We start from the raw sequence: 19,549 nt of genomic DNA, 5'->3' as shown, positions 1-19,549 counted from the left end.
TAACCGCGCACAAACCCAAAAGGTGCTAAAAAACAACAATCTCAAAGGCGATGATAAAGCCTTGAGGGAGCAAACTGATGCTTTTGAGGCATTGATGTTAAAATTTGTTTTAGATACTTCTTTGAAGCTTGAAGACCCGCTTTATCCCAAGCAAGCCGGTAGCGAGATTTATCAATCAATGTATAAAGATACCTTATCCAAACAGCTTAGCGGGGGTTTTGGCTATAGTGAGCTGTTGTTTAATTTCCTAAAAGATGTCCAGAGTGGCAAACGATAAATCCAGCAAAAATACCATCGAGCTTGAAGAGCTAGACACCGATGAGAGTGTCATTAGCGCCGATATTTTGGAGAAAATCGACCCGCAAGATAAGCAAGAACTCCTTGGGCTTTTGAATGAATTTATCTTGCAAACTTACAAGATTGAAAAAGAGTTTAAAGATTACAAAGCGCTGTATGAATGGGTGATTGAGATCTTGCCCCAAGCGATATGGGTTATCAACACTAATGGGAGTTTTTTTTACAAAAATACATTGGCAAGCCAGATTGAGGCGATTTTTTTGGAAGCAAAAAAGCAGGATTTTAATGGCGAGGTTGATAGCGAAGAAAAAACCTATCTTTTTCAAAGTAATAGTATTCAAAACAAGCAAGTCATTACCGCTACAGATATTACGCTACAAAAAAGGCAGGAACGCTTAGCCTCGATGGGGCGGGTTTCTGCTCATCTTGCTCACGAGATTCGCAATCCTGTCGGCTCGATTTCGCTGTTGGCTTCGACATTGCTTAAACGTGTCGATAGTAGCTCTAAGCCGATCGTGTTTGAAATCCAAAAAGCATTATGGCGGGTTGAGAGGATTATCAGTGCGACATTGCTATTTTCTAAAGGCGTGAGTATCCAAAAAGCCAAGCATACATTGCCTAGTCTCAAGGGCGATCTTGAAGATGTGATTGAGCAATACACCTATACCAAAGCGATTGATTTTTTGTTTGATTTTGAAGATGGTGAGGCATTTTTTGATATGGATTTGATGGGGATTGTGTTGCAAAACTTTGTCTATAACGCTATTGACGCTATTGAGGAGAGCGAGGAGGCTACGGGCTGGGTAAAGGTGCAAGCAAGGATTTGCGATGATGATATTATCTTTGCTATCAGTGATAATGGCAAGGCAGTCGAAAACAAAAATCTGCTTTTTGAACCATTTCAAACCACCAAGCTCAAAGGCAATGGCTTGGGCTTAGCGTTGTCTTTGCAGATTGTGCAAGCCCATAGTGGGAGTATCCGGCTTTTAGAAACGCAGGAAAAGATTTTTGAAATCAAAATTTTAAACGCGATGTAGATTAACGTCAATTTACCCTTCTGCTATATGATGATTAATTATCTTAACGGATAAAATTTTTTAATAAAGGATTTCTGATGCATACCGTTAAATTGTTAAAACAGCTCCAGGCTGATTCTATTGTGCTTTTTATGAAAATCCACAATTTCCACTGGAATGTGAAAGGTTCAGATTTTTATCATACCCATAAAGCGACTGAGAAGATCTATGAAGAGTTTGCTGATATGTTTGATGATCTAGCAGAGCGCATTGTCCAGCTGGGTGATAAGCCTGTTGTTACACTCACAGAGGCTTTGAAAACCGCAAAAGTCAAAGAAGAAACACGGACGGATTTTCGATCCGATGATGTGTTTAAAGGTATTTTTCAAGATTATGAGTATCTTGAGAAAGAGTTTAAACAATTATCTGATTTGGCAAGTAAAGAAAATGATAATGTAACTGTTGCTTACGCTGATGAACAAACTGCTAAACTACAAAAATCCCTTTGGATGCTAAGAGCACATTTAGCTTAGCTTTTTCCACCCTCTTGGGGGTGTTTTCTTAAACCATATTCTTATTGTGTTATAATGTAAATAATTCGTTAGATTGAGCTGTTGGGGTTTGTGATGATAAAAATATTCAATACGGCTGACTTGGATTTTGCCCAAAAATTCCAATGCCTGTGCGATCGTGGCAAGCTTGATATTACAGGCGTCAGAGAGAAAGTTCAAGTTTTGCTTGATGATGTGTCTTCACGTGGCTTAGAGGCAGTTTTGGAGCATATTGCAAGATTTGATGGCTACAATCCCTTGACTTTCGATGACATTTGTATATCCCCGAATGCCTGCCAAAATGCTTATGAAAACCTACCCGAAAATATCAAATCCGCCCTGCATACCGCTTATGAGAGGATTTATGCTTTTCACGCCAAGCAAAAGCCCAAAACGTGGTTGGATTTTGAAGAAAATGGGACGATCTTGGGTCAAAAAGTTAGCCCGGTTGAACGGGCGGGGTTATATATTCCCGGAGGCAAGGCGGTATATCCTAGCTCGCTTCTGATGAATGCCATCCCTGCTATTGTCGCAGGGGTGAGAGAAATCGTAGTATGCACCCCCACGCCAGCGAATAAGCCCAGCGATATTTTGCTAGCAACCGCCCATCTATGCGGGATAAAAGAGATTTATAAAGTCGGGGGAGCGAGTGCGATTGGGCTGATGGCTTATGGGATTGGCAACATTGGCATTGATGGCAAGGATGGTGTCAAGAAAGTCGATGTCATCACCGGTCCAGGAAATATTTTTGTCGCCACAGCCAAAAAGCTTGTTTTTGGCGATGTGGGTATTGATATGATCGCAGGTCCTAGTGAGATTGGTATTATCGCTGATGAAAATGCCAACCCCAAATACATCGCTCACGATTTGCTTTCACAAGCTGAACACGATGAAATGGCAAGCGCGATTCTTTTGACACCAAGCCCGCATATTGCAGAGCAAACGCTTGTTTATTTGCAAGAGATTCTAAGCGGTTTGGGGCGTGAAAATATCGCTAAAAAAAGCCTTATGCAACGGGGGGCAATGATTATTGCCAAAGATATTGAAGAATGTATTGCCCTTAGTAATGCACTTGCTTTTGAGCATTTAGAAATCTTGGTTCAAAATCCTTTTGAACTCCTGCCCAAAATCACGCACGCTGGGGCGATATTTTTGGGTGAAAATAGCCCGGAACCCATTGGTGATTATCTCGCTGGTCCCAATCATACATTGCCAACAGGAGGGAGTGCGAGGTTTTTCTCGCCTCTAGGCACGGAGCATTTTATGAAAAAAAGCTCGATTATTAGCTTTTCAAAACAAGCAATTCTTGAGCTTGGCAATGATTGTGCGCATTTAGCGGCTTTAGAAGGGCTGGATGCCCACCAAAAAGCGATTTTAGCCAGAACAAAGGAGTGATGATGTGGGAAAAATTTGACGGGCTTGAAATTCTTGAGGGTAGCCCGATAGAAAAATGGAAAGATATAATCTTTAATGCAAGCAGGAATCTTGCGGGCATTGAGCTTGAAAGATTGCTGGAATTGCAAGCTATCTATGAGGTCGCATTTGAGGAATTTGAGCTTGAAAATAAGCTCAGGGAATTGTATATGCGGCTCAATGAAGACACGGAATTTCAAGAAAAAGTCCGCCAGCAAAAAAATAATATTGCGATCGAATCGATGGCAAAAATCTTGAGCGAAAATGAATAAGTTTATTTATTTATTTATTTTTGCAACATTTTTTGTCCCGCCTATTTTTGCAAAGTCCCCTATTTGGAGTTTTGATCAAAATATTGTGTTAAAAAAAGATCAGTTTTATAAAGGAATGGTTTATCAAGACACTCTTGAAAAACCGCTTTCATTGCGATGGACATTGTATAAAAATTTTGGTCTTGTGGTGCATTTGAATTATGATAGCTTTCCTTATCAGTTTATTTTGTATCGGGACTACCAGAGGGATACATTTAAGCTCGAGCTTTTTGGGAATGATGAAAAATCGAAAAATTCGTATTTGTATATTTCTTTTAGAGATTTCAATCAAAAAGATGGGACGGCTTCATTGTGGCTAGGAATCAGCGGTGAGGCGCAATTTTTGGAACAATCACAGCAATAGGAATAAAGATGTTAGATCAGATTCAAAACAAGATGGAGGCTTTTATCACCCAGGTTGGTAATGTCAATGTCTCCAAGCTAGCTTCTGGAGTGGTTGCTGGGAAAATGCTAAGAAGCAAGCTCATTTTGGCGATTTGTGATAATCATCCCAAAGCGCTTGATTTGTGTGCGATCATCGAGATGATCCAGAGTGCCTCGCTACTTCACGATGATGTGATTGATGAATCAGAAACACGCAGGGGGCAATCCTCTGTCAATGCGGTTTTTGGCAACAAAAATAGCATTATGTTGGGTGATGTATTTTATGCCAAAGCGTTTTTTGAACTCACCAAGATCAATGAAAGGGTCGCTAGAAGTGTTTCTAATGCTGTTGTTGCGCTTGCTAGAGGCGAAATCGATGATGTATTTTTGAGCGAGGGCTTCAATCCTGATAAACAAAAATATTTCCAGATGCTAAAGGACAAAACCGCTTCGTTGATTACAGCGAGTGCGGAGAGTGCTGCTATTTTGGCAGGACTTGATAGTGCCAAATATAGGGATTATGGATGCAATCTTGGGGTTGCTTTTCAGATTATCGATGATTTGCTCGATGTGAGTCAAGACACCAGCACGCTTGGCAAGCCAGCGATGAATGATTTTAAAGAAGGTAAGACAACCCTGCCTTATATTTTGCTCTATGAATGCCTTGATGGCGATGATAAAAAGATATTGATTTCGTATTTCAAAAAGGACAGCGAGCAAGCTAAAGAATGGTTGAAAGCTCAATTTGACACGCACAATATCATCGCCCAAGTGCAAGCACAAGCTAGAAAATATGGCGATCTTGCACTCGCCTCAATCAAAGACGAGAATAACCAATCTCTTGAAAAAGTGGTTGAAACTATGATATATAGGGAGTTTTGATGGGGCATACAATCGAACGTTTGGCAGGCGAACACCCAGCAGGGTATTTGGCACTCAGTTTTTCGCACAAAAATACTGAAATCTCCATAAGAGAAAAACTCGCTTTTGATTCCAATGAGGCAACTAGTGGCTCATCAAAAGATTTTTTGCAGACGCTAAAAAGCCAAAATCCCTCTATTGAAGAAGTGCTGTTGCTTGCAACGTGCAATCGTGTCGAAATCTATATCTATGGCTGTGATTTGGAAACTATTGCTGATGTGGTTTTGGATTTGCTTGCCAAAACGAAAGGCATTGATGCGAAATACCTCAAAGAAATTGCTGATATTTATACCGATCAAGGTGCTGTCCATCACGTATTTTGTGTGGCGAGTAGCTTAGATAGCATTGTGGTGGGAGAGACCCAGATTGCCGGGCAGCTCAAAAGTGCTTATAAGTTTTGCTTTGATAACGGATTTTGTAGCAAGAATCTCACCCGTTTGATCCATTTTGCATTTCGATGTGCTGCCCAAGTCAGAAACTCCACGCAAATTTCACAAAATGCGGTTTCTGTGGCTTCAGTCGCAGTCAAACAAGCCAATGCTATCTTTGAGCAAAGCGGGTTGAGCGATAAGATTGCTATCGTTGTGGGAGCTGGTGAAATGGGTGTGCTAGCAAGCAAGCATTTGCTTAGCTGTGGTTATCGCATTTTGCTACTCAATCGCAACAAACAAAAAGCGCTGGCATTGGCAAATGAGCTTGACAACGGATCTAGTGATTTGATCGAAGTGAGGAATTTTTCAGAGCTTCCCACGCTTATCAATCAATACCCGCTTTTGTTTTCAGCGACCTCCTCACCTTGCCCTATTATTTTAAACTCGATGACAGAACTGACTGATTTTAGGCGTTTTTGGTTTGATTTGGCAGTCCCTAGAGACATCGAAAAACCAAACATTGACAATATTTTTTTATTCAGCGTGGATGATTTGGAGCAAGTGGTGTATGAAAATCTTGCCAATAGGCAAAAAAATACAACACAAGCCTATGAGATTATTGGATATTATACGTTGGAATTTTTCAGGTGGTTGCAGAGCTTGGGCGTGGAGCCTTTGATCAAAAAATTGCGAGAGCTTGCTAAAGATGCTTCTTTAAAAGAGCTTGACCGAGCGATAAAAAAAGGTTTTCTTCCCAAAGAATATGAAGAAAACGTGGCAAAAATCCTCCACAGCGCTTTTAATGTATTTTTGCACCAACCTACTATCACCATCAAAAAATTTGCTGACAAAGAGGAAGCTGACCCCATCATTGAGGCAATCAAAAGTGTTTTTAACATTGATGAAGACGGAATTTTCATCAATCGCTACAAATGCGAATATGACACAACCCTAAACTAAAAAGGACTGCAATGTTATTTTCCAAGATGTTTATCCCTACAAGCAAGGAAACTCCAAAAGACGCTGTCCTCAAAAGCCATCAATTCTTGATCCGTGCGGGTTTTATCCATCAGATTGGTAGCGGGATTTACAACTTTTTGCCCCTGGGGAAAAAGGTTTTGGACAAAATCTCTGGTGTTGTTAGAAAAGAAATGAATCAATCAGGCGCTCAAGAAATCGTGATGGGGTTTGTAACCCCCGCTGATATCTGGAAACAAAGTGCGAGGTATGAGAAGTATGGCAAAGAGCTTTTGCGATTTAAAGACAGAAAAGAAAATGAATTTGTCTTGGGCCCTACGCACGAAGAAAGCGTAACAGAGATTATCAAATCCTATGTGAAAAGCTATAAGCAACTCCCGCTCAATCTCTACCAGCTCCATCTGAAGTTTCGCGATGAGCTAAGACCGAGATTTGGCTTAATGCGCGCACGAGAATTTGTGATGAAAGATGCCTATAGTTTTCACGCTGATAAGCAAGATCTTGAAAGAGAATTTGCCAATATGGAAAAAACTTATCGCAATATTTTCACATCTTTGGGGCTTGATTTTAGAGTGGTGGAAGCTGATAGTGGGGCGATTGGAGGGAGTGGGAGCAAGGAATTTGTCGTCTTGGCTGATTGTGGTGAGGATACGATTGTCATCTGTGAGGAATGCGAATATGCTGCTAATATTGAAGCAACCAAGCGCTTTAAACGCACCGAGCCAGAAAACCCGCCCAAGGCTTCTTTTGCAAAATTCTACACCCCAGGCGTTGGCACGATTGAAAAACTCGCGGATTTTTTTAAGGTGGATGAATTTTTTACCATCAAAGCCGTTGTTAGGAAAGCTATTTTTGATTCTTCTTCAGGAAAAGAGCCTGAATTGGTTTATTTTTTCTTGCGAGGCGATGATGAGCTTGAAATGACTAAAGCCCTCAATGCTATCAACAAAATGGGTGCGGATGCTTTGGAGCTTGTCGATGCTAGTGTTGGTGAGATTGAAAATGTAGGGCTTAAGCCCGGTTTTATCGGCCCCTATGCCTTAAAGAACATCACCCAAGCACGTTATATCGTTTTTGATAGCGATTTAAAAGATGAGCGGGATTTGATTTGTGGAGCAAATGAGGCAGATTATCATTTTGTGGGCGTGGATTTGAGTTCGTTTGAGGGGCTAGTTTATGAAGATATTGCGATGGTAAAACCAGGTCATCAATGCCCGCATTGCAAAGGCAAGCTGGGCTATAAAAAAGGTATTGAAGTAGGGCATATCTTTAAGCTTGGGCAGAAATATTCGCAAGCCTTGGGGGCTGTTTTTCTTGACAAAGATGGCAAAAATATGCCTTTTGAGATGGGTTGTTATGGCATTGGGGTGAGCCGTCTGCTCCCAGCGATTTTGGAACAAAAAAGCGATGAGAAAGGCTGTGTTTGGACAAAGGCGAGTGCGCCTTTTGATTTAAGCATTATTATTTCTAATACAAAAGATGTAGAGCAAAATCGTTTCGCACACACGATTTATGAGGATTTGCAAGGTGCGGGCGTGGATGTGTTGCTTGATGAGCGGGATTTGAGATTTGGGGCGAAGATGGCAGATTTTGAACTTATCGGTTCAAGATATGCCTTGATTGTAGGCAAGAGCCTTGCTGGAGGAAGTGTTGAGCTTATCGATAGACAAAATTTGCAAAAACAAGATTTGAAAATCGAGGGTCTATTTGAAGAAATTGTTGCGATTTTGAAGAGGGATTGATATGCCTTTTTTGTATGTCGGGGGTTTTTTGTATCTGGTGCTTGAGATTTTTTTGATTGTGGATTTTATTCACGAGTTTGGCATCTGGACATTTTTTTTAGAAATTATTATCAGTGGGGTTCTGGGGATTTTTATTTTATTTCGTGAGCGTTTGCATATACTGGAGGATTTGTCCCAAATGTTTAGTGGCACAATGACGCCAATGGGATTTTTAAGTAGCAATTTTTTTAGAATGCTTGGGGCAATTTTTTTGATACTGCCGGGTGTTTTGAGTGATTGTTTGGGGATTATTTTGGAATGCGTAGGGTTTATCATCGCTAATCATTCTTTTTTAAAAAAATCTCCCGAGCATTTTGAAAATTTTGATCGCCCCTCCAAGCCTTTTTTTAAAGATGATGAGGTTATTGATGTAGAAATCATTTCTGATGATAAAAATCCAAAGCAGGAGAAGCGATGAAAAAGCTTGTTATCGGCACACGAGGGAGTGTTTTGGCTTTGTGGCAAGCAGAACATATCCAGAAAAGAATACAAGAGGAATTGGGGCTTTCTGCGGAGTTGCAGGTTGTAAAGACAAAGGGCGATAAGATATTAGATGTCCCGCTTGCAAAAATCGGTGGCAAGGGGTTATTTACAAAAGAGCTTGAAGAAATGTTGCTTACAAAATCGATCGATCTAGCGGTGCATTCCCTCAAAGATGTCCCCGTTGATTTTCCTGATGGATTGGATCTAGCTTGCATTACGGAGCGTGAAGATGTTAGGGATTGTTTTTTGAGCCATCGCTATATTGGCATAGAAGCCCTGCCAAAGGGAGCAAAGGTAGGCACGACTTCTTTGCGACGTTCAATGCAAATCAAGGCAATGCGTCCTGATATTGATACCCAGAGTTTGCGTGGGAATATCCAAACACGGCTAAAAAAGCTTGAAAACGGCGAATTTGATGCGATTATTTTGGCAAGTGCTGGCGTGAAACGTTTGGGTATTAGCACAAAAGATGTCCCTCACATTGTGCCGTTATCGACGCAAGCGATGATTCCAGCGATGGGACAAGGGGCATTGGGTATCGAAGCGTGCAAAGATTCTGAGGTGTTTGGTTTGTTAAAAAAGCTCAGCGATTCTCCCACGGCGATATGTTGCGGTATTGAGCGCGCTTTTGTGCGGGCTTTAGAGGGGGGTTGTCAAGTGCCTATCGGCGTGAATGCTTTTATTGTTGGCGATGAAGTAACACTGCGGGCAGTTGTGGGATTGCCTGATGGCACGCAAATGCTTAAAGATACGATTAGTGGGGGCATTAGCGATGGAGAATATTTGGCTCAAACGCTCGCAGGTCGTTTTATCCAAAAGGGGGCAAAAGAGCTTTTGGCGATGGCACAGAAAATGGCGTTTGGAGAATAAGCCTTGTTGCAAGGTCTTTATGGCATTAGTGATGAGATTCTCACGCCTTATGAGCGGATTTTTGAGTTGTTGGAATCTGCCATCAAGGGTGGTTTGAAGATTTTTCAGTTGCGCGATAAAACCCACACAGATAAAGAGATTTTAGATCTAGCGATAGCATTGGCTGATTTTTGTTCGCAAAATGGTGTTTTATTTGTTATCAATGATCGGATTGATTTGGCGATTGAATCTGGGGCAGGGGGATTGCATATTGGGCGAGAGGATTGCGCTTTGAATGAGGCAAAGATTCGCTTCAAGGGCAAGATTGGCATTTCTTGCTATGATAGTTTGGAATTGGCATATAAAGCCCAAGAAGATGGTGCAGATTATGTGGCATTTGGTGCTGTTTTTGACTCCAAAACCAAGCCCAATGCCAAAAAGGTATCGCTAGACACCATCAAAAAAGCAAAACAAACATTAAAGATTCCGATTTGTGCGATTGGGGGGATTGACACAAACAATATTCATTTACTCAAAGATGTCGAAATGGTCGCTGTGATTGGGGGGCTATGGAAAGGGAATGTTGCAAGGAATGCTAGAATGATGATGGAGCATTGGAAAGAGGATTAATCTTTCCAATGTTGGATTGTTTTTTGGGTTGCGTTATCTTTTGGGATTCGCTTCATTCACCCGAATAGTCCGACTCATAAATTCAGTATTATCAAGAGAGCTGATAGCCTTGAGCGCTTGATCATCTTCCATTTCTACAAAACCAAAACCTTTTGCTCTGCCAGTTTCTCTGTCGCTCACAAGCTTCACTGATACGACATTGCCGTATTTGCTAAAAAGCTCTTTGATATCCTCGTTGGTCGCACTATAGGCGAGATTTCCTACATAAATACTTTTCAAATCTATTCTCCATTAAACTAAAAATCAGAGGCACGCCTCAACAAACACTTGCTCTTTAATGTGTAGGTCGAGGAATCAGGAATGCGAAAATACCAATAAGAACTCAAACTTACATACTAAAGTATTGTAATGGTAGGCTAGTTAAGCTTAAAAACAATTAAAATGCTTTATTCGTTTCTCAAAACCGATAACGCATCGATTTGGGAGGCTTTTTTTGCTGGATAATACGACGCTATACAAACAATCACCATCGCCCCGATGATAGTGGAAAAAAAGTCGATAAGCGAGAGGTCGATAGGGAGCTTGGTGATGCCATAGACATCTGCGGGGAGCGAAATGATGGGGAAAGTAGAAAGCACATACAAAACCCCCATCGATAAAACAACGCCTAATAAAATCCCTCCCATCCCAATGCAATTCCCCAGCCAAAAAAATGTTTTTTTGATTTCAGTAGCGGTCGCCCCAAGGCTCAAAAGGAGTGCGATTTCTTTGCGTCGGTTCATAATCACCATCAGCAAAGAACTGATGATATTCAATGATGCCATCAAGATAATCAACATCAACACAATAAATAATGCCCGTTTCTCCAGCGCCATCGCTGAGAAAAAATTGCCGTTTTGTTGCCACCAGCCCTCAATCCCCACACCGGCATTGGGAATCTCTAAAAGTGCCTGTTTGATGGCGTGGATGTCTTCTTGTGGCTTTGGAGAAAAAATATGGATACCATCATAAATGCCCGTGCCGATATTTTTGATCGCTGCGAGGGCAGTTAGATTGGTGTAAATATAGCTTGTATCATAGGCTTTGAGTCCGGAGTCAAAAAAACCTTTAACGTCAAATCGTTTCATCGTGGGCGAAAATGTCAGCCCAGTTGGCTGGAGTTTTGTAAAAAATAGGCTGATTTTAGAATCATTTTCAAGCATTAACAAATCTCTCAACCCCTCCCCAACGATAACAGAAAACTCGTCTTGATAAAAATCTGAGATATTTGAATTTTTTAGAGCTTTTGCAAATATTTCATTGATCTTAGCTTCTCTTTTGGCATCCACACCAAAGACAATGCCCGCAGACATTACGCCATTGGCCCTAGCAACTGATTGCATCCGCAGATAGGGGCTAAAAGAAAGCTCGGGGAATCTATTTTCCAAGCTTTCAAGCACGCTTTGTGAAATGCCCTTGCTGGTTGTGGCAAACAACGTGAGGGGATAATTCATCACGAAAAGTTTTTTTTCAAACTCTTTAGTCATCCCATTCATAATCGCCATCGCAACGATCAAGACCATCACACCCACCCCAACGCCCAAAAATGCCAGTATGGCGGTGATGGAGATGAAAGGCTGGTTTTTGTCAAAACGCAAGTAGCGTTTGATCAAAAACGCATTCAAAGTTATTTTATTTTGCATTGCCTGCCAATAGTCCTTTTTTTGGCCCGCTTTTGCCGTGGCATTGTTTGTATTTTTTGCCACTACCGCACGGGCATAGATCGTTTCGGGATATTTTTTTGGGATTAATATCTTGCTCGATAGCTTCGGTGTTGTAGCCGAGCATTTCTTGGGATTGTTCGAGTTCTTCGATAATCTTTTGAGCAGAATCTTGGACTTCTTTATCATCTTGTGCTTGGAGCTGGATAATATGGAGTGTTTTGATGGCTTCTGTTTTGATGGAGTCGATGAGTTCTAAGAATAGATTGTAGCTTTCTTTTTTGTATTCTACCAGCGGGTCTTTTTGGTTGTATCCTCGCAGACCGATACCGGTTTTGAGATTATCCATCGTGTAGAGATGTTCTCGCCAAGCGTTATCGAGGATTTGTAGATAAATAATCCTTTCAATCTCATTTCTTTGCTCTGGTTCTAGGGCGGACATTTTTTTCTCATAGGTTTGGGTGAGTTTTTCTAAGACAAAATCATAATCGTCCATATCTTTGCTATTTGCCTCATTCTGTGGGTCTGATTTACCCATTGTGAGATCTAAGCCAAAGTCTTCTTTGATGATGGCTTTTAGGGCTTTTAAATCGCTATTTTGCCCCTCTTGATTTTCAAATGTCTGGAGCCGTGCTAGGCTTTGGGTAAGGGCATATCGGCGATTTTCTTCAATGCGGGCGTTCATATTGTAGTCTGGGTTTAAAAGCTCGTTTCTAAACTTATACACGGTTTTTCGCTGTTCATTAGCGACATCATCGTATTCTAGGAGATGTTTTCGGGATTCAAAATGCAGATTTTCTACTTTTTTCTGGGCATTTTCTACCGAACGGGTTACAAGCCCCGATTCGATATGTTCGCCATTTTTTAACCCCAATTTTTCCATCACGCCCTTGATACGATCGCTCCCAAATATCCGAAGCAAGGGATCTTCTAGGCTGAGATAAAATTGGCTTGTTCCTGGATCGCCCTGCCTGCCGCTCCTGCCTCGAAGCTGGTTATCGATACGGCGACTTTCGTGTCTTTCTGTGCCGATGATATAAAGCCCGCCAAGTTCTTTGATTTCTTCTTCCAGTTTGATATCCACACCCCTACCAGCCATATTTGTTGCGATAGTAACCGCACCTTTTTTGCCGGCATCTTTAATGATTTCAGCTTCTTTTGTGTGTTGTTTGGCATTCAGCACGGTGTGTGGGATACGCTCTTTTTGGAGGAGATGGTGCAAGACCTCGCTTTTTTCGATACTTGCAGTGCCGACAAGGACAGGTTGGCCTTTGGCGTGAAGTTCTTTGATTTTTTTGATGACAGCTTCAAATTTTTCTGCTTCGCTTTTGTAGATCAAATCATTGAGGTCTTTTCTTTTGATGGGGACATTTGTAGGGATGGAAACGACTTCAAGATTATAGATTTGCAAAAATTCGCTCGCCTCTGTTTGTGCCGTCCCTGTCATCCCGGAGAGCTTTTCATACAGCCTAAAATAATTTTGGAAAGTAATATCGGCTAAGGTTTGGCTTTCTTCTTTTATCCTCACACCTTCTTTGGCCTCTAGGGCTTGGTGCAAGCCCTCGCTAAATCTGCGCCCCTCACTAAGCCTGCCGGTAAATTCATCTACGATGATAACCTCACCATCTTGGACAACATAGTCTTTGTCTTTGGCAAAGAGATAATTTGCCTTAAGGGCTTGGTCGAGATGGTGTGAAAGTGCGGCATTCTCTATGCTGTAGAGGTTTTCGATTCCAAAAAGTTCTTCGGCTTTTTTGATACCATCTTCGGTGATAAGGATAACGCGGTTTTTTTCATCGATACTAAAATCATCTTTAGGTTTTAATTTTTGGGCGACCTTGTCGGCAGATTCGTAATTTTCCATTTTGCGATTGACAGGACCAGAGATGATAAGGGGTGTTCGGGCTTCATCGATCAAAATCGAATCGACTTCATCAATGATGGCAAAAAAATGCTCTTTTTGGACTTTTTGATCAAGGGAATATTTCATATTGTCGCGTAGATAATCAAAGCCAAACTCGTTATTCGTGCCATAAACGATGTTTTTGGCGTAGGTTTCTAGCCGTGAATTATCATCTTTTGTCTCCGCAGTGATCACCCCGATACTATAGCCCAAAAAATCATAAAGTGGTTCCATTTCTTTGGCGTCTCGATTGGCGAGATAATCATTCACGGTGACGACGTGCACGCTCTTGCCACACATCGCATTCAAGGCAACTGCCAAGGTTGCTACGAGCGTTTTTCCCTCACCAGTCTTCATTTCGGCGATTTTTCCATCGTTTAGGACCATTCCCCCGATGAGCTGGACGTCAAAATGGCGCATATTCAAGACCCGTTTAGAGGCTTCTCTGGTGATAGCAAAGCTTTTTTCTAGGACATCATCAAGGCTTTTTTCTTGGTTTTGCACCATTGTTTTAAGCAGGTCAAATTCTTTTTGGAGTGCCTCATCGTCCATTGCCTGATATTTGGGCTCTAGGGCATTGATGGCTTGAACGCGTTTTTGATATTTTTTGATCAATTTATCGTTCCTTGTGCCGACGATTTTTCCTATCAGTGTTTGTATCATTTGGCCCACCTTCGCAATTTTTTAATAATTTCTTTAAGCTAAAGTAAATTCTAACATAGTTACAATAAAATTCTTTTGAACTAGATAGGAAATTAAGGTCATAAATGTGGGTTTTAAAAGCGTTGGTTTTGTTGGTGCTTAGCAGCGGTTTGTATGGGGCAGGAGAGGGGATAAAAAGCTTTTGGGCAGATTTTGTCCAGAGTGTTGCCACCGAAGATGGGGGGAAGATTTTTTATCAAGGTAGCATTGAGGCGAAAGTCCCTGATTTTGCAAAATGGACGTATGTTAAGCCATTGAAAAAAGAGATTTATATCAATGCCCAAAATGTCGTGATTTATGAGCCGAATCTCTATCAAGCCACCATCACGCATTTGGAGGAAAAAACTGATTTTTTTTCCATTATCAAAGGGGCGGTTTTGCAAAAAGACGGGCGGTATCGTTCGGTTATTGGAAAAATATCTTATTTTTTGACTTTCAAGGACAAAAAGCCCGATTTGCTTGAATTTCAAGATGAATTTGGGAATGAAGTTAGTATCAAATTTAAAAATGTTCGCCTCAATATCCCGCTTAAAGATAGCGATTTTGTGTTCGTGCCTGGTGATAATATTGATATTATCCAGCAATAATTTGCTATAATGGCGTGCTTTTTGGCATTAATGGGGCTGACACGGCTTCGACAGGAGCTGTATCGCTTGGGTTGCATACCAGCGGCACGCTGTAAAACTGCACAAAAAAATAAACGCAAACAATACAAATTACGCTCCAGCTTACGCAAAAGTAGCGTGAGTTTAACCTACTCTTAGGAGCTGGTCTGCTTGGTGATACTAGCTCACCTCGCGGGACCATCACAATGCTAGTTGCCTCTATAAACTGCCTTGTTTGTGGAGAAAGATTTTGGCTGCTTGCGTGGGTATTTTGGGGATTTGAGTATCTGCGTGAAAAGATTTTTCAATTCCTTCTAAGTATGTAGACGCCCTTGTTGGATATGGTTTTTGGACTGGGGTTCGATTCCCCACAGCTCCACCAATACTTTTTTATAATCTTTTTGTTACTTATTATTACTTTTTTAAATATTTTCTGATTTTTTAAATAATATATTTTATCATTGTGTTGCATTGAAATCTATATGATTTTTTCTTATAATGCAAACAAAATAAAACTAAAATCAAGGAATGTTTATGCCATTTGTTAATATCCGTATTACAAAAGAACAAGGTTGCCCTACTACTGAACAAAAAAAAGAACTTATTGTGGGAGTTACAGAGCTTTTATCTAAAGTTCTTAATAAAAACAAGGCTTCTACGATTGTTATTATTGATGAAATAGACACCGATAACTATGGCTTAGGCGGGGAGAGTATCACTGAAGTAAGAAATAAAGTTTAGTTTTATAAATATAAGTTAAACAGGTTTTTATTTTAATATCTTAAAGCTCAATGTTTTGGAAAACGAATTAAAGGAGTTAAAAAAATGATAGTGAATATTTTATTTAGTATCGCTTTTTTATTGCCCCTATTATCGCTTATGTAGCTTTTAAATATAATTGGAAATTTTTTAATAAGATATTTTAACTAAGCCTAACGCAACGAGAGTTCTTTTGAGATATTAAATTTATTAGAGCAAACAATTTAGAGAATAATAAAAGCCTTGCTAGTGTTCCCTACATCTCGACCCTATAGTTACTTTTTCCATCGTTTTTTTGAGTTTTTAACTCTCTTGCTTGGCTAGTTTTTCACAATCTACGCATTATTTCTTGATTCTCTTTGCAACCCAATGGTTGGGAGTTTTGGATATAATTGGGGCTATTTGGAGAAAAAATATGAAAAATGCCGATAAAAGTTTTAACTACTCCATACGCAATCTGACCACCAGTGATGTCGATCAATACAATGCGCTTTTGCGCTATGCCTTTCAGGTTACCGAAGAAGATCTCATCAGTGCGGGTTGGCACGACGATGAGATCAAGCAGTCGAAATTTCCTGTGCTCGAGCGTGCCGATATTCTTGGGTGTTATGATGGGGAAAATCTTATCTCCCAATTTGCTGTATATCCGCTAGAAATGAATATCTACAATGCGATTTATTCAGTCGGGTTTGTAACGAGTGTTTCGACTTATCCTGAGTATTCAGGCAAGGGTATTATGTCAAGATTGATGAAAAAAAGTTTGTTGCGTATGAGAGAAAAACGCCAATGCCTTGCGTTGCTTTACCCTTATTCTATCCCGCTATATCGCAAATATGGCTGGGAAATCGTATCCAATAAAATCTCTTATCGTATCAAAGACAGGCAAATCCCCTCAAAAGCAAAGGCGCCCGGATACGTCCGGCGTGTGAATTGGGATAATGCTGATTTTATGGGTCTCCACACCCAGTTTGCCAAGCAAACCCACGGCTGTTTGTTTCGCAATGCTTTAGCTTGGCAGGAGTATTGGCGATGGGATGAAGATGATAGTGTCGTAGCGGTGTATTATGATCTTCAAGATAAACCACTTGGCTATATGGTCTATCTCATCAAGCGTGATACAATGCATATCAAAGAGATGATTTATCTCAACAGAGAAGCCCAAAAAGGCTTGTGGGAGTATATCCACGCCCACGATTCGATGATTGATGAGGTTTCTGGGAATACTTATTTTAACGAACCGATTGCGTTTGATATGGATGATGGGGATATTAGAGAAAGCATACGCCCCTATATTATGGGACGCATTACCGATGTAGAGCAGTTTTTTTTGCAATACCCTTGTGATCCTTTTGAGGAAAATGTCCGCATTTCTTTTGAGATCACCGATTCAGTGCTAGATTGGAATCATCGCACTTTTGTGGTTTTGTTCCACAAAGGAAAATGCGCTATCACCCAAGAAAAACTTGATGGTGAAAAAAAGCCTGATTATAGGGTTGCGATGGATATAGCGACTTTAAGCACATTGTTGCTTGGATACAAAACCGTCGCACAGCTTTGTCGTTTGGAGCGTATTAGAGGCGATGAGCATTCCATACAAAGGCTCGATGATGTGCTTTTGCACGAATCGCCTTATATCTCTGATTTTATTTAGAGGTAATTTTTTAGATTTTTTACATCCAATCCAAAATCTTGGCAACTTCGGTGGCTTCAAAACATTTGATAGCCGTTTTGCCACTAGGTTTTTTTGGCAAGATCGCATTTTCAAATCCATAGCTTTCAAGCTCTTTGAGCCTCGTATCGATATTGCTGATTTCTCTGATATCCCCTGTGAGGCTCACTTCGCCGATGAAAGCGGTTTTGTTACTCAAAGGGCGATTTCTAAAGCTTGAAAGAATACTCGCAATCACAGCGAGATCCGCACTCGTTTCCGTGATTTTGATTCCCCCGGTTACATTGATAAAGACATCGTAGCGATTGAGTGGGATTTCGATTTTTTTCTCCAAAAGTGCCAAAAGCATACTCAAGCGATTGGTATCAAAGCCGGTGGCTGAGCGTTTGGGCGCACCAAAACTCATCTCGCTTACTAATGCTTGGATCTCAAGCACAAGCGCACGCGAACCCTCCAAAATCACCGTGGCAGCACTTCCGGGCAACGGGCGTTTTTGCGAAAAAAACATCTTCGAGGCATTTTTTGCACTAACTAACCCGCTAGCACCCATTTCAAAAATCCCCACTTCGCTCGTGTTGCCAAAACGATTTTTAAATCCCCGAAGCATTCGGAGTTCCCGGCTCGGATCGCCCTCAAAATACAACACCGTATCGACCATATGTTCAAGCACCCTAGGACCAGCGATTGAGCCTTCTTTGGTGATATGCCCGATGATAAAGATCGCGATATTATGCTCTTTGGCTAAGCGCATTAATTCAAAGGTAATCTCACGCACCTGCGAAATCGAGCCAGGTGCAGAGGCGATCTGGGGGGAATAAATCGTCTGGATCGAATCAATAATGCAAACAGCGTATTGCTTGGTGGTGAGATTGGCTTTGATGGAGCTTAGATCGATTTCATTAAGCAAGAAAAGATTTTCTTCCACACAATCAAGGCGTTGGGCTCGGAGTTTGATTTGCCCCGCACTTTCCTCACCGCTGACATAAAGGACCTTTTTTCCTGTGTGAGCAAGCCCGCCTGCGACTTTTAGAAGCAGGGTGGATTTCCCCACGCCCGGACTCCCGCCAACAAGATACAAACCTCCTGGCACAATCCCCCCGCCAAGCACGATGTCAAGTTCAGCTTGTGTGGAGGGGAATTTGGTAATGTCTTCATATGCCACATCCGTAATAGGCGTCGCTGTGGCACTTGAATGGAGGACTTTGGTTTCTTTGAGGCTTTGGATTTGGGCATTTGAGAGTTCCACGAGGCTTTCCCACGCCCCGCAATTACTGCATTTTCCCATCCATTTGGTGCTTTGAAACCCGCAGTGTTGGCATTCAAAAAGTGTGAAAGTTTTTTTTGCCATTTTTTACTCAAAAATCGAATCTAAAATGCTCTGGATATAGGCGTTTTCTTCAAATGCGACCAGGTCGCTGGCTTTTTCTCCGATTCCCAAAAACAAAATCGGGAGCTTGAGTTCATAAATAATGCTCAAAATCGCCCCGCCTTTGGAAGTCCCATCGAGTTTGGTGATGATGACCCCATCGATTTGGAGGGTTTCGTGGAATATTTTTGCTTGCGTGATAGCTGAACTCCCCTGCGTGCCATCAAGAATCAGGATTTTGTAGAAATCTTGATTGTTTAGGGCTTTTGTGCATACCCGTGTGATTTTTGCCAATTCGTTTTTGAGATTGGTTTGATTATGCAGTCTGCCAGCTGTGTCGATGATGATGTTATCCACACCCCGAGCGATACCGGCTTGGATCGTGTCAAAAGCAAGCGCACTAGGATCGCCACCATTTTGCGTGGTGATGATGTCTGTGCCGATTTTTTCACTCCAGAGTTTGAGTTGCTCACTTGCAGCTGCACGAAATGTATCCCCCGCACCCAAAAGGACTTTTTTGCCCTCCGATTTGTATTTGTTAGCAAGCTTGGCAATGGTGGTGGTCTTGCCTGCTCCATTCACGCCGATGATGAGTTCAACCAGGGGTTTGGTGTGGATTTTTTTGGGCGTGATTTTGTCATAATAGCTTTCCCCCCGAAAAAATCGCTGTAATGCGACTTCAAGCTCGTTTCTTTTGATGGTTTGGGGGAGATGGGATAGGAGGGTATCGATGATTTCATAGGCAATGTCTGATTCAATCAATGCCTCTTCGAGCTTGTCCTTGTCGATAGTGGGGCTTTTTGTGCCGATGATAGCGGTGATATTTTGGGCGGTTTTTTTGAATAGATTAAACATCTATA

Annotated in this window: 20 protein-coding genes and 1 other RNA gene; 16 read left to right on the top strand and 5 right to left on the bottom strand. The window is 41.4% G+C overall.

Going from position 1 to position 19,549, the window contains the following annotated elements; all coding sequences use genetic code 11:
• Nucleotides 1-22: 22 nt before the first annotated feature.
• From BJI48_RS08270 to thiE, 12 genes are all read left to right on the top strand, one after another.
• Nucleotides 23-277 (top strand): hypothetical protein, encoded by a 255-nt coding sequence (locus tag BJI48_RS08270; protein WP_257874447.1) that lies wholly within the window; start codon nt 23-25, stop codon nt 275-277.
• Between the two features lie 52 nt (nt 278-329).
• Nucleotides 330-1,334, top strand: a complete 1,005-nt coding sequence (locus tag BJI48_RS08265) for an ATP-binding protein (protein WP_257874446.1) — start codon at nt 330-332, stop codon at nt 1,332-1,334.
• A 77-nt stretch (nt 1,335-1,411) separates the two neighbouring features.
• Nucleotides 1,412-1,846: a Dps family protein gene (locus tag BJI48_RS08260; protein ID WP_095333902.1), complete on the top strand. Its 435-nt coding sequence runs from the start codon at nt 1,412-1,414 to the stop codon at nt 1,844-1,846.
• A 93-nt stretch (nt 1,847-1,939) separates the two neighbouring features.
• Complete coding sequence (gene hisD, locus BJI48_RS08255; protein ID WP_095333900.1) at nt 1,940-3,259, top strand: histidinol dehydrogenase; 1,320 nt, start codon at nt 1,940-1,942, stop codon at nt 3,257-3,259.
• 2 nt (nt 3,260-3,261) lie between these two features.
• Nucleotides 3,262-3,549 (top strand): DUF2018 family protein, encoded by a 288-nt coding sequence (locus tag BJI48_RS08250; RefSeq protein WP_095333898.1) that lies wholly within the window; start codon nt 3,262-3,264, stop codon nt 3,547-3,549.
• The gene (locus tag BJI48_RS08245; RefSeq protein ID WP_257874444.1) at nt 3,542-3,952 is read left to right on the top strand and encodes a hypothetical protein; all 411 of its coding nucleotides are present in this window, start codon (nt 3,542-3,544) and stop codon (nt 3,950-3,952) included. The genes BJI48_RS08250 and BJI48_RS08245 overlap by 8 nt, the downstream gene beginning before the upstream one ends.
• A gap of 8 nt (nt 3,953-3,960) precedes the next feature.
• Nucleotides 3,961-4,854 (top strand): polyprenyl synthetase family protein, encoded by an 894-nt coding sequence (locus BJI48_RS08240; protein WP_095333896.1) that lies wholly within the window; start codon nt 3,961-3,963, stop codon nt 4,852-4,854.
• Nucleotides 4,854-6,224, top strand: coding sequence for a glutamyl-tRNA reductase (gene hemA / locus BJI48_RS08235; protein ID WP_095333894.1), 1,371 nt, complete (start codon nt 4,854-4,856; stop codon nt 6,222-6,224). Before BJI48_RS08240 ends, hemA begins: the two co-directional genes overlap by 1 nt.
• Nucleotides 6,225-6,235: 11 nt before the next feature.
• Nucleotides 6,236-7,984: a proline--tRNA ligase gene (locus BJI48_RS08230; RefSeq protein WP_095333892.1), complete on the top strand. Its 1,749-nt coding sequence runs from the start codon at nt 6,236-6,238 to the stop codon at nt 7,982-7,984.
• 1 nt (nt 7,985) lies between these two features.
• A complete protein-coding gene (locus BJI48_RS08225; RefSeq protein WP_095333890.1) occupies nt 7,986-8,441 on the top strand; it encodes an FxsA family protein in 456 nt (151 codons plus the stop codon).
• Complete coding sequence (hemC, locus tag BJI48_RS08220) at nt 8,438-9,376, top strand: hydroxymethylbilane synthase (protein WP_095333888.1); 939 nt, start codon at nt 8,438-8,440, stop codon at nt 9,374-9,376. Before BJI48_RS08225 ends, hemC begins: the two co-directional genes overlap by 4 nt.
• Nucleotides 9,377-9,382: 6 nt before the next feature.
• Entirely contained in the window at nt 9,383-9,985 is a 603-nt protein-coding gene (thiE, locus tag BJI48_RS08215) for a thiamine phosphate synthase (RefSeq protein WP_343286671.1), read from the top strand.
• Between the two features lie 33 nt (nt 9,986-10,018).
• On the opposite strand, the gene BJI48_RS08210 is transcribed toward thiE, so the two are convergent.
• From BJI48_RS08210 to secA, 3 genes are all read right to left on the bottom strand, one after another.
• Nucleotides 10,019-10,264: an RNA-binding protein gene (locus BJI48_RS08210; RefSeq protein ID WP_095333884.1), complete on the bottom strand. Its 246-nt coding sequence runs from the start codon at nt 10,262-10,264 to the stop codon at nt 10,019-10,021.
• Between the two features lie 167 nt (nt 10,265-10,431).
• The gene (locus BJI48_RS08205) at nt 10,432-11,667 is read right to left on the bottom strand and encodes an ABC transporter permease (RefSeq protein ID WP_095333882.1); all 1,236 of its coding nucleotides are present in this window, start codon (nt 11,665-11,667) and stop codon (nt 10,432-10,434) included.
• Nucleotides 11,657-14,251 (bottom strand): preprotein translocase subunit SecA, encoded by a 2,595-nt coding sequence (gene secA / locus BJI48_RS08200; RefSeq protein WP_095333880.1) that lies wholly within the window; start codon nt 14,249-14,251, stop codon nt 11,657-11,659. Before secA ends, BJI48_RS08205 begins: the two co-directional genes overlap by 11 nt.
• A gap of 104 nt (nt 14,252-14,355) precedes the next feature.
• Between secA and lolA the strand changes: the two genes are divergently transcribed.
• The 4 genes from lolA to BJI48_RS08180 all read left to right on the top strand — a co-directional run bounded on the left by lolA (nt 14,356) and on the right by BJI48_RS08180 (nt 17,305).
• Nucleotides 14,356-14,877, top strand: a complete 522-nt coding sequence (gene lolA / locus BJI48_RS08195; protein ID WP_095333878.1) for a LolA-like outer membrane lipoprotein chaperone — start codon at nt 14,356-14,358, stop codon at nt 14,875-14,877.
• A 32-nt stretch (nt 14,878-14,909) separates the two neighbouring features.
• Nucleotides 14,910-15,277: a transfer-messenger RNA gene (gene ssrA / locus BJI48_RS08190) on the top strand.
• Nucleotides 15,278-15,429: 152 nt separating this feature from the next.
• Nucleotides 15,430-15,636 carry a 4-oxalocrotonate tautomerase family protein gene (locus tag BJI48_RS08185; protein WP_095333876.1) on the top strand — a complete coding sequence of 69 codons (207 nt, stop codon included), beginning with the start codon at nt 15,430-15,432 and terminating at the stop codon, nt 15,634-15,636.
• 433 nt (nt 15,637-16,069) lie between these two features.
• A complete protein-coding gene (locus BJI48_RS08180) occupies nt 16,070-17,305 on the top strand; it encodes a GNAT family N-acetyltransferase (protein ID WP_095333874.1) in 1,236 nt (411 codons plus the stop codon).
• 19 nt (nt 17,306-17,324) lie between these two features.
• Here the strand turns inward: BJI48_RS08180 and radA are convergent, their stop codons facing one another.
• Together radA and ftsY are read right to left on the bottom strand one after the other, a co-directional pair.
• Nucleotides 17,325-18,671: a DNA repair protein RadA gene (radA, locus tag BJI48_RS08175; RefSeq protein WP_095333872.1), complete on the bottom strand. Its 1,347-nt coding sequence runs from the start codon at nt 18,669-18,671 to the stop codon at nt 17,325-17,327.
• Between the two features lie 3 nt (nt 18,672-18,674).
• Entirely contained in the window at nt 18,675-19,544 is an 870-nt protein-coding gene (gene ftsY / locus BJI48_RS08170; RefSeq protein ID WP_095333869.1) for a signal recognition particle-docking protein FtsY, read from the bottom strand.
• Nucleotides 19,545-19,549: the final 5 nt, after the last annotated feature.

The sequence above is a fragment of the Helicobacter sp. 11S02596-1 genome (assembly GCF_002272825.1).
Taxonomy (GTDB): Bacteria; Campylobacterota; Campylobacteria; order Campylobacterales; family Helicobacteraceae; genus Helicobacter_J.
This window is presented reverse-complemented; position numbering and strand designations above follow the sequence as displayed.